General features: G+C 73.5%; 12 protein-coding genes. 10 read left to right on the top strand and 2 right to left on the bottom strand.

From position 1 onward, the window contains the following. Position 1: 1 nt before the first annotated feature. From LCN96_RS20875 to LCN96_RS20830, 10 genes are all read left to right on the top strand, one after another. On the top strand, positions 2-1,711 hold the full coding sequence (locus LCN96_RS20875) for a fatty acyl-AMP ligase (protein WP_225274537.1): 1,710 nt from the start codon (positions 2-4) through the stop codon (positions 1,709-1,711). Next, on the top strand, positions 1,708-7,440 hold the full coding sequence (locus tag LCN96_RS20870) for a type I polyketide synthase (RefSeq protein ID WP_225274536.1): 5,733 nt from the start codon (positions 1,708-1,710) through the stop codon (positions 7,438-7,440). Before LCN96_RS20875 ends, LCN96_RS20870 begins: the two co-directional genes overlap by 4 nt. After that, complete coding sequence (locus LCN96_RS20865) at positions 7,433-10,471, top strand: type I polyketide synthase (RefSeq protein WP_225274535.1); 3,039 nt, start codon at positions 7,433-7,435, stop codon at positions 10,469-10,471. The genes LCN96_RS20870 and LCN96_RS20865 overlap by 8 nt, the downstream gene beginning before the upstream one ends. 4 nt (positions 10,472-10,475) lie before the next feature. Further along, a complete protein-coding gene (locus LCN96_RS20860) occupies positions 10,476-11,228 on the top strand; it encodes a thioesterase II family protein (RefSeq protein WP_225274534.1) in 753 nt (250 codons plus the stop codon). Continuing rightward, positions 11,225-12,163: an AfsA-related hotdog domain-containing protein gene (locus tag LCN96_RS20855; RefSeq protein ID WP_225274533.1), complete on the top strand. Its 939-nt coding sequence runs from the start codon at positions 11,225-11,227 to the stop codon at positions 12,161-12,163. Before LCN96_RS20860 ends, LCN96_RS20855 begins: the two co-directional genes overlap by 4 nt. Beyond that, entirely contained in the window at positions 12,160-13,494 is a 1,335-nt protein-coding gene (locus tag LCN96_RS20850) for an MFS transporter (protein WP_225274532.1), read from the top strand. The genes LCN96_RS20855 and LCN96_RS20850 overlap by 4 nt, the downstream gene beginning before the upstream one ends. Next, the gene (locus LCN96_RS20845; RefSeq protein WP_225274531.1) at positions 13,467-13,967 is read left to right on the top strand and encodes an acyl-CoA thioesterase; all 501 of its coding nucleotides are present in this window, start codon (positions 13,467-13,469) and stop codon (positions 13,965-13,967) included. The genes LCN96_RS20850 and LCN96_RS20845 overlap by 28 nt, the downstream gene beginning before the upstream one ends. Continuing rightward, positions 13,967-15,319: a hypothetical protein gene (locus tag LCN96_RS20840; RefSeq protein ID WP_225274530.1), complete on the top strand. Its 1,353-nt coding sequence runs from the start codon at positions 13,967-13,969 to the stop codon at positions 15,317-15,319. Before LCN96_RS20845 ends, LCN96_RS20840 begins: the two co-directional genes overlap by 1 nt. After that, entirely contained in the window at positions 15,316-15,690 is a 375-nt protein-coding gene (locus LCN96_RS20835; RefSeq protein ID WP_225274529.1) for a FixH family protein, read from the top strand. Before LCN96_RS20840 ends, LCN96_RS20835 begins: the two co-directional genes overlap by 4 nt. A 519-nt stretch (positions 15,691-16,209) precedes the next feature. Continuing rightward, positions 16,210-19,581, top strand: a complete 3,372-nt coding sequence (locus LCN96_RS20830; RefSeq protein ID WP_225274528.1) for an NACHT domain-containing protein — start codon at positions 16,210-16,212, stop codon at positions 19,579-19,581. Between the two features lie 85 nt (positions 19,582-19,666). Here LCN96_RS20830 and LCN96_RS20825 read toward each other — a convergent pair whose 3' ends face one another. Continuing rightward, positions 19,667-20,515 carry a cyclase family protein gene (locus LCN96_RS20825; RefSeq protein ID WP_225274527.1) on the bottom strand — a complete coding sequence of 283 codons (849 nt, stop codon included), beginning with the start codon at positions 20,513-20,515 and terminating at the stop codon, positions 19,667-19,669. Further along, positions 20,502-22,097, bottom strand: coding sequence for an FAD-dependent monooxygenase (locus LCN96_RS20820; RefSeq protein WP_225274526.1), 1,596 nt, complete (start codon positions 22,095-22,097; stop codon positions 20,502-20,504). The genes LCN96_RS20825 and LCN96_RS20820 overlap by 14 nt, the downstream gene beginning before the upstream one ends. Positions 22,098-22,132 lie beyond the last annotated feature (35 nt).

Genomic DNA, 22,132 nt, shown 5'->3' with positions numbered 1-22,132 from the left:
CATGATTCCCTTTGCAGAGACTCTCGGGGAGTTACTCGCTTTCCGGGCCCGGGAGAACGCCGCCAAAGTCGTCTACCGCTTTCTCCCGGACGGCGAGCGTGAATCTCACTCGCTCACCTTCGCCCGGCTCGAACTGGAGGTCCGCGCGCTGGCCGCCCGGCTCGCCGAACACGCGGCGCCGGGCGAGCGCGCCCTGATCCTCGCACCCGACTCGGCCGATTTCATCCGCGCGTTCCTGGCCTGTCAGTACGCCGGCGTCATCGCCGTCCCCATTTACCCGCCGATGCCGTTCGACGCCCGGCGCGGCACGTCGAACCTGCGGGCCATCGCCCAGGACTGCGCGCCCGCCGTGGTCCTGTTCGCGGGACCTGACGGGTACGAGCGGTTCATCCGCGACAACTCCCCCGAGATCGCGGCGCTGCCGTGGCTCGGGGCCGACGAGATCGACGAGGGCCGGGCCGGTTTCGAGCCGGTGCCCGCCGACCCCGCCGGGATCTCGTTCCTCCAGTACACCTCGGGGTCCACCGCCTCGCCGAAGGGCGTCATGGTCAGCCACCGGGCGCTGCTCGCCCAGGAGCGGCTGCTGCACGAGATCGGCGACTTCAGCCAGGACTCGGTCATCGTGAGCTGGCTGCCGCTCTTCCACGACATGGGGCTGATCGGCAACGTGCTGCTCGCGCTGTACGCGGGCTGCGAGGCCGTGCTCATGCCGCCGCTGGCGTTCGTGCAGCAGCCGGTCCGCTGGCTGCGGGCCATCTCCACCTACCGGGCGACCGTGTCCGGCGGGCCGAACTTCGCCTACGAGCTGTGCGTGCGGCGGGTGCCCGTACAGGATCGGCAGGGTCTGGACCTGAGCAGCCTGCGGGCCGCCTTCAACGGCGCCGAGCCGGTACGGGCGAGCACGCTGGAGGCGTTCACCGCCGCGTACGCGCCGCACGGGCTCGACCCGCGCGCCCTGTACCCCTGCTACGGGCTGGCCGAGGTCACGCTGATGGCCACCGGCTCGCCGGTCGGCGGCGGCCCCGTCACCCTGGACGTGCACCTCGACGAGCTGCAGGAGGGCCGGCTGGTCACCGGCGGCGGCCACCGCATCGTCGGCTCCGGCCGCCCCGGCCCGCGCCGGCGGCTGGAGATCGTGGACCCGGTGACCTGCCTGCCCGTGCGGCCCGGCCACGTGGGCGAGATCTGGCTCGCCGGGCCCGACGTGACCGACGGCTACTGGGGCAGGCCGGAGGAGAGCGAGGAGGTCTTCGGCGCCCGCCTGACCGACACCTTCGAGGGCCCGTTCCTGCGCACCGGCGACCTCGGCGTCCTGCACGACGGCGAGCTGTTCGTCTCGGGACGGCTCAAGGACCTGATCATCGTCGGCGGGCGCAACCACTACCCGCAGGACCTGGAGGCGACCGCCGAGACGGCGCACCCGATGGTCAGGCGGGGCTGCGTGGTGGCGTTCGGCGACGCGCCGCTCGTCGTGGTCGCCGAGGTCAAGCCCGGCGCCACCGAGGAGCAGCTCGGGCAGGTCCGCGCGGCCGTCCGCACCGCCGTCGCCGCCGGGCACGGCGTCCAGGTGGACGAGGTCGTGCTGATCGCGGCCGGCACCATGCCCAAGACGTCCAGCGGCAAGCTGCAGCGGCGCGCCTGCCGCGCCGCGCACGAGAGCGGCACGCTGACGGCCGCCGTGCCCGCACTCCAGCTCGAAGGAGCGTCATGACCACGCACCAGGAGACCGTCGAGTGGCTGCTGCGGCGCACGGCCGAGCTGCTGTCGGCGCCGGTGTCCGACCTGTCGCCCGATACGCCGTTCTCCCAGCTCGGGCTCTCGTCCATGCAGGCGGTCGAGCTCGCGGGCGACCTGGAACGCTGGAGCGGCCGGTCCCTGTCGCCCACGATCGCCTACGACTACCCGACCATCGAGGCGGTGGCCGCCTTCCTCACCTCCTCCGGGGAGCAGCCGGAGGCCCGCGCGGACGCCACGCACGGTGAGCCCATCGCGATCGTCGGCATCGGCTGCCGCCTGCCGGGCGCCGACGGCCCCGAGCGCTTCTGGAGCGCGCTGCGCGAGGGCGTGGACGCCATCCGCGAGGTGCCGGCCGACCGCTGGGACGGTGAGGCGCTCTACGACCCCGACCCCGACCGCCCCGGCCGCATGAACACCCGGTGGGGCGGCTTCCTCGACGACGTGGAGAGCTTCGACGCCGACTTCTTCGCCATCTCCGCGCGGGAGGCGGCCCGGATGGATCCGCAGCAGCGCCTGCTGCTCGAGGTGGCCTGGGAGGCGCTGGAGGACGCGGGCGTCCCCGCCTCCAGCCTGTCGGGCGCGCGGGCCGGCGTCTTCGTCGGCGCCTCCACCTACGACCACGGGGCCTCCCTGCTCAGCTCGGGCGCCGAGCCGGAGGCCTACGACGGCACCGGCGCCGCGCTCAGCGTCATCGCCAACCGGCTGTCGTACTGCCTGAACCTGCGCGGCCCCAGCGTGGTCGTCGACAGCGCCTGCTCCTCCTCGCTCGTGGCCGTGCACCTGGCCTGCCAGGCGCTGCGGGCCGGCGAGGCGGACCTCGCGCTGGCCGGCGGCGTCAACGTCATCACCAGCCCGCGCATCGCGCTCAGCTTCAGCAAGGGCCGGCTGATGGCGCCCGACGGGCGGTGCAAGCCGTTCGACCACCGGGCCAACGGGTACGTGCGCAGCGAGGGCGCGGGCGTGGTGCTGCTGCGCCCGCTGTCCGCCGCGCTGGCCGCCGGCGACCGCGTCTACGCCGTCATCCACGGCAGCGCCGTCAACCAGGACGGGCGTACCAACGGCCTGGCCGCGCCGAACCGCCCGGCCCAGGAGGAGGTGCTGCGCGCGGCGTACGCGGCTGCGGGCGTCGATCCCGCGACGGTCGACTACGTCGAGGCGCACGGCACAGGGACGGCGGTCGGCGACCCGATCGAGGTGGCCGCCCTGGCCACCGTCCTCGGGCCGGGCCGGCCGCAGGAGCGTCCGCTGCGGATCGGCTCGGCCAAGTCGAACGTCGGGCACCTGGAGGCGGCGGCGGGGATCGCGGGGCTGATCAAGGCGGCGCTGTCGCTGCACCATGGCGAGCTGCCGCCGACCGTGCACTTCACCAAGCCCAACCCGCTGCTCGGCCTCGACCGCCTGCCCGTCACCGTCCAGGACCGCGCGGAACCGTGGCCGTCATCCCCCGCCGAACCGCCGCAGCCGGCCTCCGCCACGCCGTCGTCGCCGGCGTACGCCACGGCCGGGGTCAGCTCGTTCGGCTTCGGCGGGACGAACTCCCACGTCGTGCTGTCGTCGGCGCCGCCGCAGCAGCCCCGCGACCAGCAGGGCCAGGGCGCCGAGCTGCACCTGTTCCCGATCTCCGCCCGCTCCCAGGCGGCCCTGCGGCGCCGCGCGGCGGCGCTGGCCGAGCAGGCGCGCGGCAGGGCCGGCGACACGGCCTGGCTGGCCGCGGCGGCAGCGGCGGCGGCCCTGCGCGGCGACCACGACCGCCACCGCGCCGCCGTGGTCGTCTCCTCGCCCGAGGAGCTGGCGGACGAGCTGGCCGAGCTGGCGCGGACCTACGACGCCGCGAGCGCCCGCAAGCGGCGCACCCAGCGCCCCACCCTCGTCTTCCCCGGCCAGGGCGCTCAGTGGGAGGGCATGGGCAAGCAGCTCGCCGACGCCGTGCCCGCCTTCCGCGCGGCGATCCGCCGCTGCGACGCCGCGATCAGCCGCCTGATCGGCGAACCGCTGTGGGACGACGAGCGCGGCCTGACCCCCAGGGGCACCGCGCACGTCCAGCCCGCGTTGTTCGCCTACCAGGTGGCGCTGGCCGAGACGTGGCGGGCGTGGGGCGTGGAGCCGGCCGCCGTGATCGGGCACAGCATGGGCGAGATCGCCGCCGCGCACGTGGCCGGCGCGCTGTCGCTGGAGGACGCCGCCCGCGTCGTCTGCGAGCGCAGCAGGCTGCTGACCCGGCTCACCGGGCAGGGCGGGCTCGCGCTGGTCGAACTGGACGCCGAGGAGGCGGACCGCACGCTGGCGGGCCGCCGCGACCGGCTCTCCGTCGCGGCCGTCAACGGGCCGCGCGCCACGGTGCTGTCCGGCGAGCCGGCGGCGCTGGACGAGGTGATCGCCGAGCTGGAGGCGCGCGGGGTGTTCGCCCGGCGCGTCGCCGTCGACTTCGCCGCGCACAGCCCCCAGGTCGAGCCGCTGCAGGACGAGCTGTCCGCGGCGCTCGACGGGCTCGCACCCCGGCCCGCGACGACCCCGCTGTACTCGACCGTCACGGCCGAGCCCGCGGCGGGCTCCGAGCTGGGTCCCGCCTACTGGCGGCGCAACGTCCGCGAGCCCGTGCTCTTCTCGCCCGCGCTGGAGCAGCTCATCGGCGGCGGGCACGAGCTGTTCGTGGAGGTGGCTCCGCACCCCGTGCTCACCCGCTCGGTGGCGGAGCTGGCCGCTCACCTCGACCGGCCTGTGGAGATCGTCTCCTCGGTACGCCGGGACGAACACGAGGCCCGCGCCCTGCTCGGCGCCCTCGGCGAGCTGTACGCCGGTGGCGCCACCATCGCCTGGGACGCCCTGTACGCCGGCGCCGCGCACGTCCCCCTCCCGCCCCACGGGTGGGACCGGCAGCGCTTCCCCCTGCTCCGGGCCACGCCCGGCGCGGCCGTCGTCCCGCCGGGTCACGGCGGCGCGCTGCTGGGCGCCCGGCTGAAGGTGGGCGCCGCGCCCGATCTGCGGCTGTGGCCGCTGTCGCTCGGCGGCGCCCCGGAGCTCGCGGACCACGTCGCCGACGGCGTGCCGCTGGTGCCGGGCGCCTACTGGCTGGCGACGGCCGCGCAGGCCGCCGGTCCCGGGCCGGTGGTGCTGGAGGACGTCGTCTTCGCCCACCCCTGCCCGGCCGACGGCGACCCCGGGCTCCAGCTCGCCATGCGCCCGTCGGAGCCGGGGCGGCTGGCCTTCACGATCACCTCCGACCGGGGCGCCGGCCCTGTCGTGCACGCGCGCGGCACCGTCGCCGGGGACGTCGCCGGGGACGTCGCCGGGGACGTCGCGCCGCCCGTCTTCCCGGCTGTGCCCCTCGATCTGCCGGGTGAGGTGCAGGTCGCGGAGCTGTACGAACGGCTGGCGGCGGCGGGGCTCGACTACGGGCCGCGCTTCCGGGGGCTGACCGGGCTGCGTACCGGTGGGCGGGAGGCGGTCGGGACGTTCCAGCTTCCCGGCGGGCTCGGCGGTGATCTCTCTCCGCTGCATCCCGCGCTGCTCGACGCCTGCTTCCACACGGTCGCCGCGGCGGCGGGCGGTGCGCTGTCCGCCGGGGTGCTGCCCTTGCCCGCGGGGGCCGGGCGCGTGTGGTCGCGGGGCGCGGGCGAGGCCGTACGGCGGGGCACGGCGCACGCCGTCATCCGGGAGCTCGGCCCGAACGAGCTGGTCGCCGACGTCACCATCCGGTCGCAGCCCGACGCAGCGGCGAGTGAGGTGATCTGGGCCGTCTCCGGGCTGCGCATCCGCCTGATCCGGCGCCGGCCCGCCGAGGACGGCAGGCTCTACACCCTGCGCTGGCAGCCGCTCGTCCCGGGCCCGGCCGTGACGGGCGGGGGCGGCTGGCTGGTGCTCGCCGACCCGGTCCCCGCCAGCGGCCCCGCGTCGGTGGGCGAGCGCCTGGCGGAACGCCTCGCGGCGGCCGGCGAGCCCTACCTCCTGACCGCCGGCGACCGCCCGCTCGACGACCTGCTCGACGAGGCGGCGACCCGGTACGGCGGGCTGCGCGGCGTCCTGGACACCCGCGCCACGACCGGCACCGCCCTGAGCGACGCACCGCCACCAGGCACGGGCTTGCAGGCAGGCGCAGGAGCGCAACCAGGCGCAGACCGGCAGGCAGGCGCAGACCTGCAGCCGGGCGCAGGCCTGCAGCCGGGCGCAGAAGCGCGGCCGAGCGTCGAGCCGCTGCACGCCCACGCCTCCAAGGCGCTCGCCCTGGCCCGCGACCTGATCCGCCGAACCTGGCTGGGCCAGCCCCCACGCCTGTGGCTGCTCACCGCGGGCCCCGCAGGCGCGGCCGTGTGGGGCCTCGGCAGAGTGCTCGCCAACGAGCACCCGGAGCTGTCCACCGCCCTGGCGGACCTGCCGGACTCCCCCACCCGCGCCGACCTCGACACCCTGGTGACGGCGCTACGGGCCCAGGACACCCCGGGCCAGCTCCGCGTCCGCGACGCCGCCCTGCTGGAGCCCAGGCTCGTCCCGGCCCCGGCGGGCTCCGGCGACCAGGCGCCCATCAGGCCCGACCGCCCGTACCTGATCACCGGCGGCCTCGGCGCGCTCGGCCTCCACGTGGCCCGCCGCCTGGTGGAGCGGGGCGCGCGCAAGCTGGTCCTGACCGGCCGCACCGCCCCCGGCCCCGAGGCGCGCGCCGTGCTGGAGGAGCTGCGCGAGACGGGCGCCAGGATCAGGGTGGAGCTCGCCGACCTGGCCGACGCGGGCCAGGTGGCCAGGGCACTGCCCGAGGACCTGGCCGGCGTGTTCCACCTGGCCGGCGTCCTGGAGGACGCGCTGATCGCCACGCTGGACGACGACCTCCTGCGCCGCGCCCTGGCCGGCAAGGCGGCCGGCGCCTGGAACCTGCACACGCTGACGGCGGGCCTGCCGGTGGAGCATTTCGTGCTGTTCTCCTCGCTGGCCGGACTGTTCGGCTCTCCCGGCCAGGGCGCCTACGCGGCGGCGAACACGTTCCTGGACGGCCTGGCCGAGCACCGCGCCGCCCTCGGCCTGCCCGCGCAGAGCATCGACTGGGGCACCTGGTCGGGCACCGGGCTGGCGGTGGAGGCCGGCGGCGTCGAGCGGCTGGCCGCGCGCGGCCTGCCTCCGCTGTCCCCCGAGGTGGCGCTGGACCTGCTGGAGGAGGCGCTCGGCAGCGGCCGGCGGCACCTGGTGGCGGCGGCGTTCGACTGGGCGGCGTTCGGCAGGGCCGGGCTCGGCCCCGACCTGGCCCGCATGCTGGACGGTCAGGTGAGCGCCGACAGGCCGGTCGCGGGCGCGGAACGCGGCGCGATCAAGGCGGCCGTCCTGGCCGCCACCGGCGCCGCCGCCCGGCTGGACGTCCTGCGCCGCTTCCTGCTGGAGCAGGTGGGCGCCGTGCTCGGCCGGTCCCCCGAGAGCCTGGACACCTCCGCCCCGCTGCAGGAGCTGGGCTTCGACTCGCTGATGGCCATGGAGCTGCGCACCCGCCTGGAGAGCGGGCTGGACCTGCGGCTGTCGGCCACCGTCGTCTACACCTTCCCGACGGTGGAGGCGCTGGCGGACGGCCTGGTGCAGCGCATCGGGGACGAGCGGCCCGCCGTACAGGAAGCAGAGGCGGAGCAGGAGACGGACGTACCGGACGAGCTGGCCGCGCTCGACGAGGAGGAGCTGGCCGCGTTGCTGGCCGAGGAGCTCGACCTGAAGGGAGGACGGCATGACTGACCAGCGCAAGCTGCTGGAGCGCGCCCTCGTGCAGCTGCGCGAGACGCGGGCCCGGCTGGCCGCGGCCGAACGCGCGGCACACGAGCCGATCTCGGTGCTCGGCGCCGGGGTGCGCCTGCCGGGCGACGTGGCGGACCTGGAGGCGTTCTGGAGTCTGCTGCGTGACGGCGTGGACGCCGTCACGCCGTCGGTCGACACGCTCGACGGCCACCGTCCCAAGCCCGCCGACCGCGTCGAGAACGGCCGCTGGGCCGGGCTGCTGACGGAGGTGGACGGCTTCGACGCCGGCTTCTTCGGCATCGCGCCCGCCGAGGCGGCCAAGATGGACCCGCAGCAGCGGCTCGTCCTGGAGGTCGCCTGGGAGGCGATGGAGGACGCGGGGCTGCCGCTGGAGACGTTGCAGCGTGCCGGCACCGGCGTGTTCCTCGGCGTCTACAACAGCGACTACCTCACCCTCCAGTACGGCGAGCCCGCCTCGATCAACACCTACACGGCCCCGGGCGGTGCCCACAGCGTGCTCGCCAACCGCGTGTCCTACCTGCTGAACCTGCGCGGCCCCAGCCTCGCCGTGGACACCGCCTGCTCCTCCTCGCTGATGGCCGTGCACCTCGCGGTGCGGGCGCTGCGCCACGGCGAGTGCGACATCGCGCTGGCCGGCGGCGTGAACGTCATCCTCAACCCGATCTCCACGCTGGTCACCGAGAAGGTGCTGCCGCTGGCGCCGGGCGGCCGGTGCCGGACGTTCGACGCCGCAGCCGACGGGATCATCCGCGCCGAGGGCTGCGGCGTCCTCGTGCTCACCCGCGAGTCGCTGGCCGGGGGCAGGCGCGTGCGGGCGGTGATCCGCGGCACGGCCGCCAACCACGACGGCCGCACCAACGGCCTGACCGCTCCCAACCCGCGCGCCCAGGCGGACCTGCTGCGCCGCGCCCTGGACGACGCGGGCGCGCGACCGGAGGAGGTCACCTACATCGAGGCCCACGGGACGGGCACGCCGCTGGGCGACCCGATCGAGGTGGAGGCGCTGCGCGAGGTGTACGGCGACGGCACCCTGCCGTGCGCGCTCGGCTCCGTGAAGACGAACTTCGGCCACCAGGAGGCCGCGGCGGGCGTCACGGGCCTGATCAAGGCCATGCTGGTGCTGGAGCACGAGCAGGTGCCGCCCAACGTGCACCTGCGCCGGCTCAACCCGGAGATCGACCTGACCGGCAGCCGGTTGTCGGCGCCGGCCGCGCTCACCGGGCTGGCGCGCGGCGAGCACGCGCCGATGGCGGCGGTCAGCTCGTTCGGCTTCGGCGGGGCGAACGCCCACGCGATCCTCCAGGCGCCCTCCGCCCCGCCGGCGAGCATCGACGCGGGCGCCGGCGCGCCGACCGGCACCGGCGCGCCGGCCGGTAGAGGCGGGCCGACCGGCATCGGCGTGCCGGCCGGTAGAGGCACGCTGGGCAAGCTGGTGCTGCCGCTGTCGGCGCGCGACCCGGCCGCGCTGGTCCCGCTGGCCAGGGCGTACGCCGAGCGGCTGGTCGGTTGTGACACCGAGCGGGCCGCGGCCGTGTGCGCGGCGGCGGGGACGCGCCGCACGCACCTGGCGCACCGGCTGTGCCTGGCGGCCACGGACCCGGCCGAGCTGATGGCCCGGCTGGGCGAGGTGGAGGGCGGCGGCCCGGCCGTGCCGCCCCGGCCGCCCCGGGTGGCGTTCGTCTTCAGCGGCCAGGGCTCGCAGTGGGCCGGCATGGGCACCGAGCTGCTGCGGCGCGAGCCGGTGGTCGCGGCCGAGGTGGCGGCGTGCGACGCCGTCGTCCGCGAGCTGGCCGGCTGGTCCGTCCTGGAGCAGCTCGCCGACGGCGGCAGGCTGCACGAGACCGAGGTCGCGCAGGTGGCGATCGGCGCGCTGCAGCTCGGGCTGGCCGCGCTGTGGCGGTCCTGGGGGATCGAACCGGCGGCGGTCACCGGCCACAGCATGGGCGAGGTCACCGCAGCGTGCGCGGCGGGCGCGCTGGACCGCGCCCAGACGTTCGACCTGCTGCTGCGCCGGGCCAGGCGAGCGGAGGAGGGCGCGGCGGGCGGCGCCATGGCGAGCATCGCGCTGCCGCCCGACCGGGTGCGCGCGCTGATCGACGCCTTGGGCGCGGACCGCGGCCGGGCCGGCATCGGCGCGGTGAACGGGCCGCGCTCCACCGTCGTCTCCGGCGAGCGCCAGGTGGTCACGGCCGTCTGCGCGGCGGCGGAACGGCTCGGCGCGAACGTGCGCAGGCTCCCCAGCCGCTACGGCTTCCACAGCCCGATGCTCGACGGTCAGGACGACCTGCTGGCCGCCGAGCTGGCGGACCTGCGGCCCGGCCCTGGCACGGTGCCGATGTACTCGACCGTGACCGGCGCCCTGGTGCAGCCGGGGCAGCTCGGCGCGGCGCACTGGGGGCGCAACCTGCGCGACGCGGTGCGCTTCTCCCCCGCCGTCTCGGCGATCGCGGCGACGGGGGTGACGGTGTTCGTGGAGCTGGGGCCGCATCCGGTGCTGCTGCGCGACCTCGGCGAGACGCTGGAGGAGGCGGGCGTCCGCTACCGGGCCGTCGGCACCCTGCGGCGCGACCAGCCGCTGTCCGCCACCCTCGACCGCTCGCTGGCCGACCTCTACCGCGCCGGGCTGGACGTGGACTGGGAGGCGGTGCTCGGCGCCGCGCCCGCCGACGTCGCGCTGCCCGCCTATCCGTGGCAGCGGCGCCGCCACTGGCTGGGGGAGGCGCCGCAGCGGGCCGACCTGGTCACGACCGTGCCGCTGGCCGAGCGTACCGGGACGATCGCCCTGTTCGTACGGCGGCGCATCGCCGACGCCCTCGGCTTCGACGACCTGGAGCAGGTGCCCGAGGACCGGCCGCTGGCCGACTTCGCCCTCGACTCCCTGGTGATCGTCGAGATGAAGGGCCAGGCGGAGAACGAGCTCGGCGTCACGGTGCCGCTGCAGGCGCTGCTGCGGGTCATGCAGGGCGGCACGGCACTCGACCTGGCCGCCATGATCGCGAAGGAGAGCTGAGCCGATGACCGCACTGACCTGCCTGGGTGAGAACCCGGCCGCCGCGCTGCGCCTGGTGTGCTTCCCGCACTCCGGGGGGCAGCCGGGGATGTTCCGCCGCTGGGTCGCCGGCCTGGCACCCGACGTGGAGGTGTGGGGGGCGACGCTGCCCGGCCGCGCCACCCGGGTGCGCGAGCCGTTCGCCCGGCAGTGGAGCCCGCTCGTCGCCGAGATCACCGACGCCGTGCTCGACGAGGTGCCGGGGCCCGTCGCGCTGTTCGGGCACAGCCTCGGCGCGCTGCTGGCCTTCGAGGTGGGGCGGGCGCTGACGCTGGCCGGGCGGGCGCCGGAGCACCTCGTGGTCTCCGCCCGCGCCACGCCCGCCACGCCGTACCCGCTGACGCTGCCGGACGGCGACGAGGAGCTGATCGAGGCCGTGGACCGCGTCTACCAGGGGATCCCCGCCGCGCTGCGGGAGTCGCCTGACCTGCTGCGGCTGTTCGCGCCGGTCCTGCGCGCGGATCTGGAGCTGGCCGTCTCCTACGTCTTCCGCCCGGGGCCGCCGCTGTCGTGCCCGATCACGGCGCTCGGCGGCACGGACGACCCGACGGTCTCCGAGGCCGAGCTGTCCGCCTGGAGCCGCCACACCAGCGGCGCGTTCACCTTCGCCCGCTTCCCCGGCGGCCACTTCTACCTCGACGCCGCCGAACGCCAGGTGCTGGACACGCTCTGGCGGCACCTGGCGCCCCGCCACGCTCTGACGAGGAGTTCGTCGTGACCACTGACCTGTACGGAAAGCTGAGCTTCGACCAGACCGTGCCGCGCTCCCTGGCGCACAGGCAGGCGGTGGGCGAGGTGTTCGTCACCGACTCCGCGCCGGGGCCGGACGGCGACTTCCTGGTGGCCGTGCAGGTGCCGCGGGCGCACAGCCTCTGGTTCGACCGGCTCACCGCCTACCACGACCCGTTCTCCACGGCCGAGGCGGCCCGGCAGGGCTCGTTCGTCGTGCTGCACCGGTACTTCGGCGTGCCCGTCGGGTTGCCGTTCAGCCTGCTGCGCTGGCAGTTCCGGGTGCACGACCTGCACGCCTACCGCGACGACGAACGGTCGCCGTTGCAGGGCGTGCTGCGGTACCGGGTGACCGACAAGTCCAAGGGCGGCGAGCTGGGCGACATGACGCTGTCCGGGGAGCTGACAATCGGGACGACCACCGCCATGACCTTCACCGGCGACGTGGTCTTCTTCGGCAAGGAGGACTACGCGGCGCTGCGCGAGTTCCAGCAGGCGAGCAAGCCGCCGCCGGATCCGGCCGCCGCCGCCGTGACGCCGCTGGACCCGGCGCTCGTCGGGCGGCGCGACCGGCGCAACGTGGTCATCGGCGACGGGGAGCGCTTCGCGTACGTGATCGACACCTCGCACCCGTCCTACTTCGACCACGCCTACGACCACGTGCCGGGGCCGTTCATCGTCGAGGGCTTCCGCCAGGCGGCGGTCGTCGCGGCGGTCCGCTCGGGGGAGCTGGCCTCGCCGGTCGCGGCGGTGCTCGGCTGCTCGACCACGTTCGGGTCCTTCGGCGAGTTCGGGGCGCTGCTGGAGTGCTCCGCCGAGGTGACGGGGGCCGCCGGCGGGCGCGTCACCGTCGGGTTGGAGCTGCACCAGTACGGCAAGCGGCTGGCGAGCGCGGGCATCGAGCTCGGGCCGTACCCGGCATGAGCCGGCTGCGCTCCCCCGTCGTGGCTGCGGGGCTGATCGCCTTCGCCCTGACGCTCAACCTGAGCGCGGGGAACGTCATCCTGCCCGCCGTCGAGCGCGACCTCGGCACCACGTCGGCGGTCAGCCGATGGGTGGTGCTCGGGTACGCGCTGGGCGTCGTGGTGCTCGTTCCCGTCGCGGGGGTCTTCCAGCGGCGGTGGGGGGCGCGGCGGGCGATGGTGTGGGGGGTGGCGGGGTTCGGGGTGGTCTCGGTGGGGTGCGCGACGGCGCCCGGGATCGGCGCGCTGGTGGCGGGACGGCTGGTGCTGGCCGGCTTCGCCGCGCTCCTCACCGTGCTGAGCGCCGTCCTGGCCGTGTCCGGCACCGGCACCGGCACCATCACCATCACCGGCACCGGCTCGGGCTCGGGCTCGGGCTCGGGCTCCGGCCCGGAGTCCGGCACCGGTCCTGACCGGAGCGGGGTCGGCGGGCTGGCGGTCACGGCCTGTTGCGCCACGCTCGGCGGGTTCGTCGGCGCGGCGGCGGGCGGTGGGCTGGTGAGCCCGCTCGGCTGGCGCGCCCTGCTCCTCCTGCCGGTCCCGCTCTGCCTCCTCGCCCTCACCACCCGCACCCCGAACGCCCCGAACGCCCCGAACGCCCCGAACGCCCCGAACGCCCCGACGAGCCCTCCCGCATCGGCCGGCTCCGCGACCACCTCACCGCGCCCCGTCACCCGTCCCCTCGCCCTGCTGGCCGTCACCATGCTGGCCACCATCGACGCCCTCGTCATCGTCCTCAGCCCGTTCTTCCTCTTCCAGGGCCAGGTCATGCAGGCCGCACTCCCACTGGTGGGCCTGACCGTCACGGGCCTCCCCCTGGCGCTCCTCGCGGGCGCCGCACTGAGCACCCGCCTGACCCGGAGGATCGGCCCCCGCACCGTCACCCTGGCCGGCTCCGCGACGGCCGCACTCGGCCTGGCGCTCCTGCTCCCCCTCTCCCCCACGTGGTCCGCCGCCGAGGTGGCGCTGCGCCTGGCCGTGGTGGGCGCCGGGATGGGCCTGTACGGCGGCCCGGCGCACGCCCTGATCATGACCGGCGACGCGCCGGGCCGGGCGGCGAGCCACCTCCAGTTCGCCCGAAGCCTCGGCTACGTCCTGGGCCCCACGCTGGCCGCCACCCTGTGGGCGGCCGAGGGCTTCGCGAGGGCCGGCGTGGCCACCGCGCTGCTGCCGGCGCTCGGCGCCACGGCCGTGGCGGCGCTCACCCTGATCCCCTACCGCTCCATGACCACCCGACGACCTTCACTCCAACGACCGGGAGCACCATGGACACCCACGCGATCAAGAGTCTGATGACCGAGGCCGTCACCCAGCTCACGGCCCCCACCCGGCCGATCGAGGTGCTGCACACCCCCAGGCGGCACGTCTATCACCGCCAGGTGCGCTTCTCCGACATCGACGCCCACGGCCACGTCAACAACGTGCGCTTCCTGGAGTACCTGGAGGACGCCCGGATCGCCCTCTTCCTCGACTACGCGGGCGCGCCGCCCGAGGACCGCAGCGGGCTGCCCGCCGTGGGGGTCGCCATCGTGCGGCACGAGGTCGACTATCGCAAGCCGCTGCGGTTCAGGCACGGCTCGGTGCGGATCGAGTCGTGGGTGACCAAGGTGAACCGGGTCAGCTGCGAGCTGGCCGCCGAGATCTGCTCCGACGACGGGGTGTTCGCCGAGGCCCGCTCGACGATCATGGCCTTCGACCCGCACACCGCCAAGCCCCGGCGCTTCACCATCCCCGAGCGTACCTTCCTCAAGCGTTACCTGCACTGATGCGGATCCTGCCCCTCCTGCTGCCGCTGCTCCTGCTCGCGCTGTGGCCGGTACCGGCCGGCGCGCACGTGGTCGCCCCCGGGGCGGACCTGCGGATCGCGCAGACGATCGCCGGCGCCGAGCTGACGATCACGGTACGGGGCGTGAGCACGGTTCCCGCACCCGCCGTCGTGGAGATCGAGGCGTTCCACCCGGTCCCGGACCTGCCGGTCGAGCTGGCGCTGCGCTCCACCGAGACCGGGGGGACGTCCCGCGCGGCGGTGCGGCTGGCCGCGGGCCGGGCGGGGCCGTACCGGGTGAGCATGCAGGTGCTCCGGGCGGGGCCGCACGAGCTGGAGGTGAGCACCACCGGCGAGCGCTCCGTGCTGCCGGTGCGCGTGCTGGTGCCGGCGACGTCGCCCTGGGAGCTGGTCATCCACGGCGGCTTCTACGTGGCCGGAATCCTGGTGGTGGGCGGGCTGCTGGCGGGCGGTACGTCGCGGCGGGGCTCCGCCGTGGCGGTACGCGCGGGCGCGGTGCTGGGGGTGGTCGCGCTCACCGTGGCGGTGATGTCGCCACAGCTCCCCGAGCCCGTCCCGGACGGCGCCGCTCCGGTGGCCGAGCCGGACGGCACGGGGCCGGGCGGGCGGCCGTACCTGATGGCGGCCTTCAGCACGCAGCCGGCGCGGCCTTCGGCGGGGGCGGAGTTCACACTGCTGGTCGATCTCGTGGACGGCTCCACGGGACGGCCGGTCGACGACCTCGCCCTGCATCACGAGGCGCTGGCCCACCTGGTGGTGACCAGCGCCGACGGTGCCTACTTCCGCCACCTCCACCCCGTCAGGCTGGGCCCGGGCCGGCTCGCGGTCCGCCTGCGCGCCGACCGGCCCGGCCGCTACCTCACGCACGCCGAGCTGGAACGCACGGACTCCGGCGGCCAGCTCGTCACCGGCGCGTTCGACGTCGCCGGCACGAAGACGGCCCCAGGAGCGGTTCGGGAGGCGCCCTCGGAGGCGGCCTCGGAGGCGCCCTCGGAGGCGGCCTCGGCGGTGGTCCCGGTTGAGCCACCCGCGCCCGAAGCCTCGGTGATCCTCCCGCCGCGCCCCGTGGCAGGCCGCCCAGCCACCATCGAGCTGCGGACGACCGGCCGCCTCCAGCCGTGGCTGGGCATGCCAGGCCACCTGATCGTGCGCGACCAGGCGGGCGCCTTCCTCGGCCACGTGCACGCCACCCCCACCCCCACCTCGGCACTGACCTTCACCTACAGCTTCCCCGCCCCGGGCACCTACCTCGCCTGGGCCCAGTACGCCACGAACTCCACCATCGAGACCGTGCCCTTCACCATCACGGTCGGAACGGAGAGCGAGACGTGATGAGACGCCTGCTGGCCGGGGCCTGCCTGGCCGCGGCGGCCATGACCGTCGCCGTCGGCTGCCTGTCGCGCCCCGGCCCGGTGACGGCGCAGGGCGCCGGGGCGCGGTACGCCGTCACGCTCACGATCGAACAGGGCGACACGGCCGACATCACCGTGGAGCGGGGCCAGGCCGAAGCGGTCGAGGTGATGGCCACGATGCCGCAGATGGGGCACGTCACCCCGGAGTCGGCGGCCCGGCGCCTGGCCCCCGGCCGGTTCCGGGCGGACGGCGACCTGTTCACGATGGACGGGGTGTGGGAGGTCTCGGTACGCGTGTCGGGCGCCGCCGGCGAGGAGGTCATCCCGCTGACCGTCCTCGTCACGTCCTGACAACACGCCCGGAGCAACGGGAGGCGACGCTCGCTGAGCGGCGTGGGCGGCCAGGTCATGGGAGCCGACCGAACGCACTACCGGCGCTTGCCAGCAACGGGCCGGCTCTGCAAGGCGCCGCATGCTCGGACGACACCTCCGCGATCCTTCGACCTGGTGTCGCGTACCGCGGCTTCGATCCTGCGCGTATGTGCTCGCTCCTGGTACATCCAGGTCGCGCAGCGGAGAACTCGGCAACCGAGGGCGTACACAACTGCAACCACGAGCATACAGTCAGGATTGGCGGCGATCGTTTCGAGAGTCCACATTGCCTACTCCGGGGACGAGGTGAACGGGACGGAATCAACGATGTCCGGCCGAGACGGTTTCCCGCTATCGTGGTGAAACAGTGGTGAAACTCACGCCGACGGAGGCCGGATGCCGGGTGGAAGACCACGAGCAGGCCCACCGGAGGCACACGACGAGCTCCGTGAGCTAGTCGACTGGTTCAAGCGCCGCATAGCACATGAACATCGTTCAGTGCGGTCGTTCATCCTCGCCAAGCGCAGGCAAGGGATTCCTCTGCCGCAGAATTCCGTCTACAGGTTTCTCAGTGCTGAGCGGCCGCTCGACTGGAAGACGACCTGTCTCCTGGCGGAAGCACTCGGTGAATCACCGGATGTGGTCAGGCCGATGTGGAGACGCGCGAGACGAGCGATCGACGCGAAAGAGCCGTGCCCGGACACGGCCATTCACACGTGGGATGATCTTCCGCCCCCCGACGCGAAACTCAGAGAGCTTTTCGTCAGCCAGTTAACACCCGTCGATCGCTTCCCGTACGATCTCCTCGAAGTCAAGCGGCCGCCCCTCGCCACGGTGTACGTCGAGCTCGGCCTCCAGCCGGTGGCGTCGGGCGCAAAACCGGAAACCGTGCTGGAGAAGCGGCCCGGTGCAAGGGAAAACCAAGGCGACGTTATTCCCTTCCGCCGAGCGCTTTCGCAGCATACTCATCTTTTCGTGACGGGCGGTCCGGGCACCGGCAAGACCATTCTGGGCAGGTTGCTGATACAGCAGATCGCCCGCGAGTGGTTGGCCGATCCATCCGCGGAGAGCCCGTGGTGCGATGAGCCCGTCATCGGTCTCCGAGTGACCGCCGGAGATGTGCTGTCCGGACTCAGCTGGGGTGAAGTCCTGGCGAAGTCCGCATGCGAGGGCATGCTCACGGTGCCGTTCGACCCGCAGGCCTTCTCAAGGAAGACCTTCGGGGTCCGGTGGCTCGTCGTGGTGGACGGCCTCGACGAGCTGGCCTCACCACGAGAGCGCAAGCGCGTCCTGACCGCCCTGGGCAAGCGGGCCGATCATGGCACGCCATATCGACTCGTCATCACTTCACGCCCCCTTCCGCAGGATGAACTGGGTCCTCTCGAGAATTTCGAGATCGGCTTCTACAGTCTCTGCGGGCTCGACGACGTACAGCAGCTCAGCTTCGCCGAACGGTGGTTTCAGGCCCAGCGGGAGCCTGATCCGTCGAAGACGGCCTCACTGTTTCTGCAAGAGGCGAGAATTGCCGGGTTGAGCGAGTTGATGCGGATACCTTTGTTGGCGACGATCGTGGCGTCGTTCTTCTCGCGGGAGCCGTCGAAATCGCTTCCCACGGGCCGCATAGAGCTGTATGAGCGTTTCTTGCAAGAGCTTGCCGATGCCCGGAGGCAACGGAAGGACATTCGGGCGAGGTTGCGGTCCCGCTGGGAAGAGGTCGGATGCGTCGCCGCCGTCGACCGGATATTCAGCGCCGAGGATGACGTGGTGCTGCATCTGGCCCAGGTTGAGATCTCCTCTAACACTGATCGGCCGTTGCTCGCAGCTGCCGTCGAGTGGGCGGGCAAGCACCTTCCCGAGAACGGTGGTCTACGCGCGGGAATGGAGCGCGACCTTGGCCACGTCCTGGGCGAGACGAGCATCCTGGTCTTCGATGGCAAGCTGGCTTTCCTGCATCGCTCGTTCGCGGAGTTCATCGCGGCCAGACACGTGGCCGATTCGATACCCAGGGAGTTTCCGGACCTGGAGGGCTGGGTCAAGCGGGTCGAGTTCGACGCGACGCGCAACTTCGCTTTCTTCGTCCTCGCCCAATGGGCAAGGAAGCCGGAGAACAAGGTCGCGACCGTGGTGCGGTTCCTCCTCACGCACGGCTTGAAGCACAAGATCATGGCCTTGAGACTGGTGACGGCCGGCGTGCCCCTGGGTGCGGAGCTGGAGAACGCTGTAATAGACCGTCTTGTCAACGACCTGCTGGCACAGCTGGTCGCCAAGGCGCACGCCGAACGACTCAAGTTGCTGGCCGAACTGAGCGAGCTGCACGGGAACCGGAATCTCTGCGCCCGCTTGCGAGATGTTGCGGACTGCCCGGAGCTGAGCACCACCCTTCGTATCGCAGCGGCAGCCGCATATGCCTACGTCGGAAGTCTCCCAGCTGCTGTTCGTCATCTGCGCAGCCTCATCGGCACGGATGACCCCGATGAGCTGAGCGATCTCTACCTGTATATGACCAGCCTGGACGCCTCCGCCACCGAGCTGCGCATCGAACTGTTGCTCAGGGTCCGGCAGCTGGGAGATCCCTGGAAGAAGGTATGGGCGACCTCGGAGTTGCTGGAGCTCGGGATTCGTGACGGTGCCACAGATCTTGCCGAGCAGGTGCTGAGTGGTCCTGATCAAAATGGCGATCTCCTCGACTGGGTGGGAGACATCTGGCTACAGCTGGAGGGGGAAACCGCCACTCCGCGCATACAGCAGGCCGTCCGCCGACGGAAGAACACCACCGATTGGGCACACGTCGGCATAGCGCAGCTGCTCTTCCGGGCCGGCGAGCCCGAGCATGCAGAGCCGCACGCACGACAGGTCCTGCTGGCAGGGTCCGATGAAGAAGGCATGCAGGGTGTGGTCGAAGCGTGGGTTGAGGCTTGTGACCGTGCGGGCGCGGCTGCCGTTGCCGAAGTCATGAGCAGCCAGCCTGTCAGGGACTTCGACGAGCGATCGAAGATCGCTAAGCTGCTGCATGAGCTCGGGTATCCCGAGGAAGCGGTACGCCTGGCGCGAACGATGTTCGAGGTGACTCCGCGGAAGTATCAGCGGTTCGCACTGGCTGAGGCGATGGAGGTGCTTGCCAGAGTTCAGGGGGTCCAGGCAACGGAAGAAATCCTGGCCTGGCTTGATCGAGTGCAACCGGAAACTGAGACGCTCTCTTACGGGATGGACAGTCTGCGAAAGCATGGGCTTGATCAGACTGTCACCGCTTTTGCCCGGAGAATCATCGCGACCCCCGCCTCGTCCGTGGATGAATTCACCAGTGCGGCAGACGCGCTGTTGTCCTCCGACGGCCCGGAGGTAGCCGTTGAGATCATGACTGCGCTCGATACTCGTCCTACGGGCCGTACAGTAGCCGCGGCCATGCTGGCGCCGATCATGGCAAGACATGCGTGCGCCCAGGCGACTACACAGCTCTGCCGCGCCTTGATCTACGATGCGGGGCGGACCACGGCGGAGCTGCAGGTCGCGGTCGAGTCCTGGACTCTGGTGGCCGGCAGGGATTCGGTTCCCGAGATCATCGCTCTTGCCGAGTCCCTGGGCGGCATGTCCGCAGGCGATCGCCTACAGCTTGCCGAGCGGCTCAGTGACATGGGTTTCGTGGAAGACGCGGTCGGACTCTGGTGCAAGGCGTGTGTCGAGCCGTCTCTCAGCACTGGTGAACGTATCGCTGCTGCGGAAAGGCTGCTCAGCGCAGGCTCAGCGACCATCGCATGCGCGACCCTGAGAAATGCGCTTCACAATGCCGGGGACCCCGAGGAGGTACGCCGGCTCCGGCAGTTGCTGGCCTGGGTTGAAGCTGCGCTTTCCGTCCCGTCCGAAGCCGAATGACGTGCCCCGCCACGGGCACCGTTGACCTCGCTGCGGCCGGTTGAGGCGACCTGGGCCGACGGGCCGGGCCCGCAGCGAACCACCCTCACAGCAGCGCCAGCGCCCGCACGGGCGCGCCGAACCCGCCGGCCAGCTTGGCCGCGCCCACGACGAGCTGCGCCCCGCGCTCGGGCACGGTGTCGAGCGCGGCCAGGTTTTCGAGCCCGTACCGGCCGGTGGTCAGCAACATCCGGTGGACGAGCGGCTCGCGGCGGGTGCCGACGTCGAGGCTGCTGGTGTCGGTGCCGAAGCCGACGATGGAACGCTGGTTGATCAGGAAGTCGGCCGCCTCCGGGCTGACCCCGGGGAAGCGCATCACCTGCGCGAGCGCGTCGAACTGGAGAAAGGCCGAGGCGTCGCCGACCCGCTTGTACCAGCCGCTGTCGAGCGCGACGAAGGCCCGTTCGGGCAGGGGCCCGTTGCGCCGCTCCCACTCGCGCAGGTCCTTCACGGTCAGCTCGGTGATGTTGTCGCGGGCGGCCCGCTCGGCGATGCGGACGACGCACAGCGGCGCGACGAGGTCCTCGGGGCGCACCTGGTCGGCTGTGGGCAGGCCCTTCCTGGAGTGGGCGGGCACGTCCATGTGGGTGCCGGTGTGCTCGTTGAGCGTCCATTCGGCGGTGTTGAACCCGATCACGTCCTCGAACATGACCTGCCGGCGCGCGGGCTTGCGCACGTACATCTCGAACACCGGGAAGTCCGGGCTGAGCGGGTGGGTCAGGTCGAGGACCCGGGAGGCGCGCACGCCGGTCGCGGCCTCGGCCCGCCAGGGGAGGGCGGCGAGCGCGCCGGCGCCGAGGAGGCCGGCCAGCGCGCCGCGGAGCACCTGCCGCCTGCTGCCGCAGGCGGGCTGCTCGCCCTCCAGGGCGGCCATGATGGTCTCAGGCGCGCACACGGGACGACCTCCCGCGGCTCGCGAGAGGCCCGAGCAGGGCGGTGACGTCCTCACCCGCCGTCGCGTCGGCGACGTAGCCGTCCGGGCGGACGAGGACGAGCTTGGCGCCGCGCAGCGGGCCCTGCGCCGCGAAGCCGCCCGGCACCTTGTACGGCTCCCCGTACGCGCTGCCCTTGGCCACCAGGACACGCGGCACCACCCGGTCGGCCAGCGGCTCCAGGTCCGGCAGCACCTTGAGCGAGTCCACGCCCGGCATCACGAGCAGGGTGTGCCGGGGGTCGGCCAGCAGGGCGCTGAGCCGTACGGGGGCGCCGTCGCCGCGCAGCGGGGTCACGGTGACGTCGGGCAGGCCGCGGGCGCCGATGGCGCGGCGGCCGCCGCGCGGGCCCACCACCGGGCTCTTGCGGTAGTCGAGGTCGTCCTGCGCCAGGTTGGGGATGAAGCGCCGCTCCAGCGCCCCGGTGGAGCCGAGCAGGCCGAGCAGTGCGTCGCGCAGGAAGCGGGTGATGGGCGAGCGGGCGGTCCACAGCCGGGTCTGCTGGTGGGCGCCGCGCAGCACCTGGGCGGCGATGGGCGAGCGCTCGGCCTCGTAGCTGTCCAGCAGCCGCTCGGCGTCGCCGTGCCCGTTCAGGATCAGGGCGAGCTTCCAGCCGAGGTTGGCGGCGTCCTGGATGCCGGTGTTGAGGCCCTGGCCGCCGGCCGGGCTGTGCACGTGGGCGGCGTCGCCGGCCAGCAGGCAGCGGCCCGCCCGGTAGGCGGCGGCCTGGCGCATGTGCACGGGGAAGCGGGTGCTCCACCGCAGGTCCTTGATCTGCAGCGGGTAGGGGGCGCGCTCGTCGGCGAGCTGCTGCAGCTCCTCGACGGTGGGCGCGGCGTCGAGCCGGCCGGCGGTGCTGGCGTCGGCGAAGACGCGCAGGTCGCCGCCCGGCAGCGAGACGAGCACGAGCACGCCGTCGGGGTGCAGGTGGTAGTGCGCCTCGCCGCGCGGTACGGCGCTGGCGACCTTGCCGTCACCGAGGATGAAGCTCTGCGTGTAGGTGGTGCCGGCGAAGGGGATGCCGGACAGCTCCCTGACGGCGCTGTGCGCGCCGTCGCAGCCGACCACGTAGGCGGCGTCGAGCTCTTCGAGCCCGCCCGGGCCGTCGAGCCGCACGGCGACGCGGTCGCCGTGGTCGGTCAGCCCGACCAGCTCCGTGCGCCACTCCACCGTGACTCCGAGCTCGTGCAGCTTGGCGCCCATGACGGCCTCGACGGCGGGCTGGGTGATGCCCAGCATGGTCGGGCCGCCGTTGTGCCAGTCGCCCAGGCGCGCGGTCGCCACGTTCCTGGAGCCCGACCAGTAGCGGGCGGCGGTCATCCGCAGGCCGGCGGCGATCACGTCGTCGGCGGTGCCGTGCCGGGCCAGGACGTCCAGCGCGCCGGGCCACATCGCCACGGCTCTGGCCTGGTGGGCGGGCCTGTCGAGAGAACGGTCGATGATCCGGCAGGTGACGCCCTGCCTGCGGAGCTCTGTCGCGAGAGCCAGTCCGGTGGGGCCGGCGCCGACGACCAGGACGGGCAGGGTGCTTTTCTCGGTGTCCACCGCGCCACCGTAGGCAAGGGGTGGCCTGGGCCGAT

Source organism: Nonomuraea gerenzanensis (assembly GCF_020215645.1).
Taxonomy (GTDB): domain Bacteria; phylum Actinomycetota; class Actinomycetes; order Streptosporangiales; family Streptosporangiaceae; genus Nonomuraea; species Nonomuraea gerenzanensis.
Note: the sequence above shows the minus strand (reverse complement) of the source record. Positions and strands in the feature narration are given on the sequence as shown.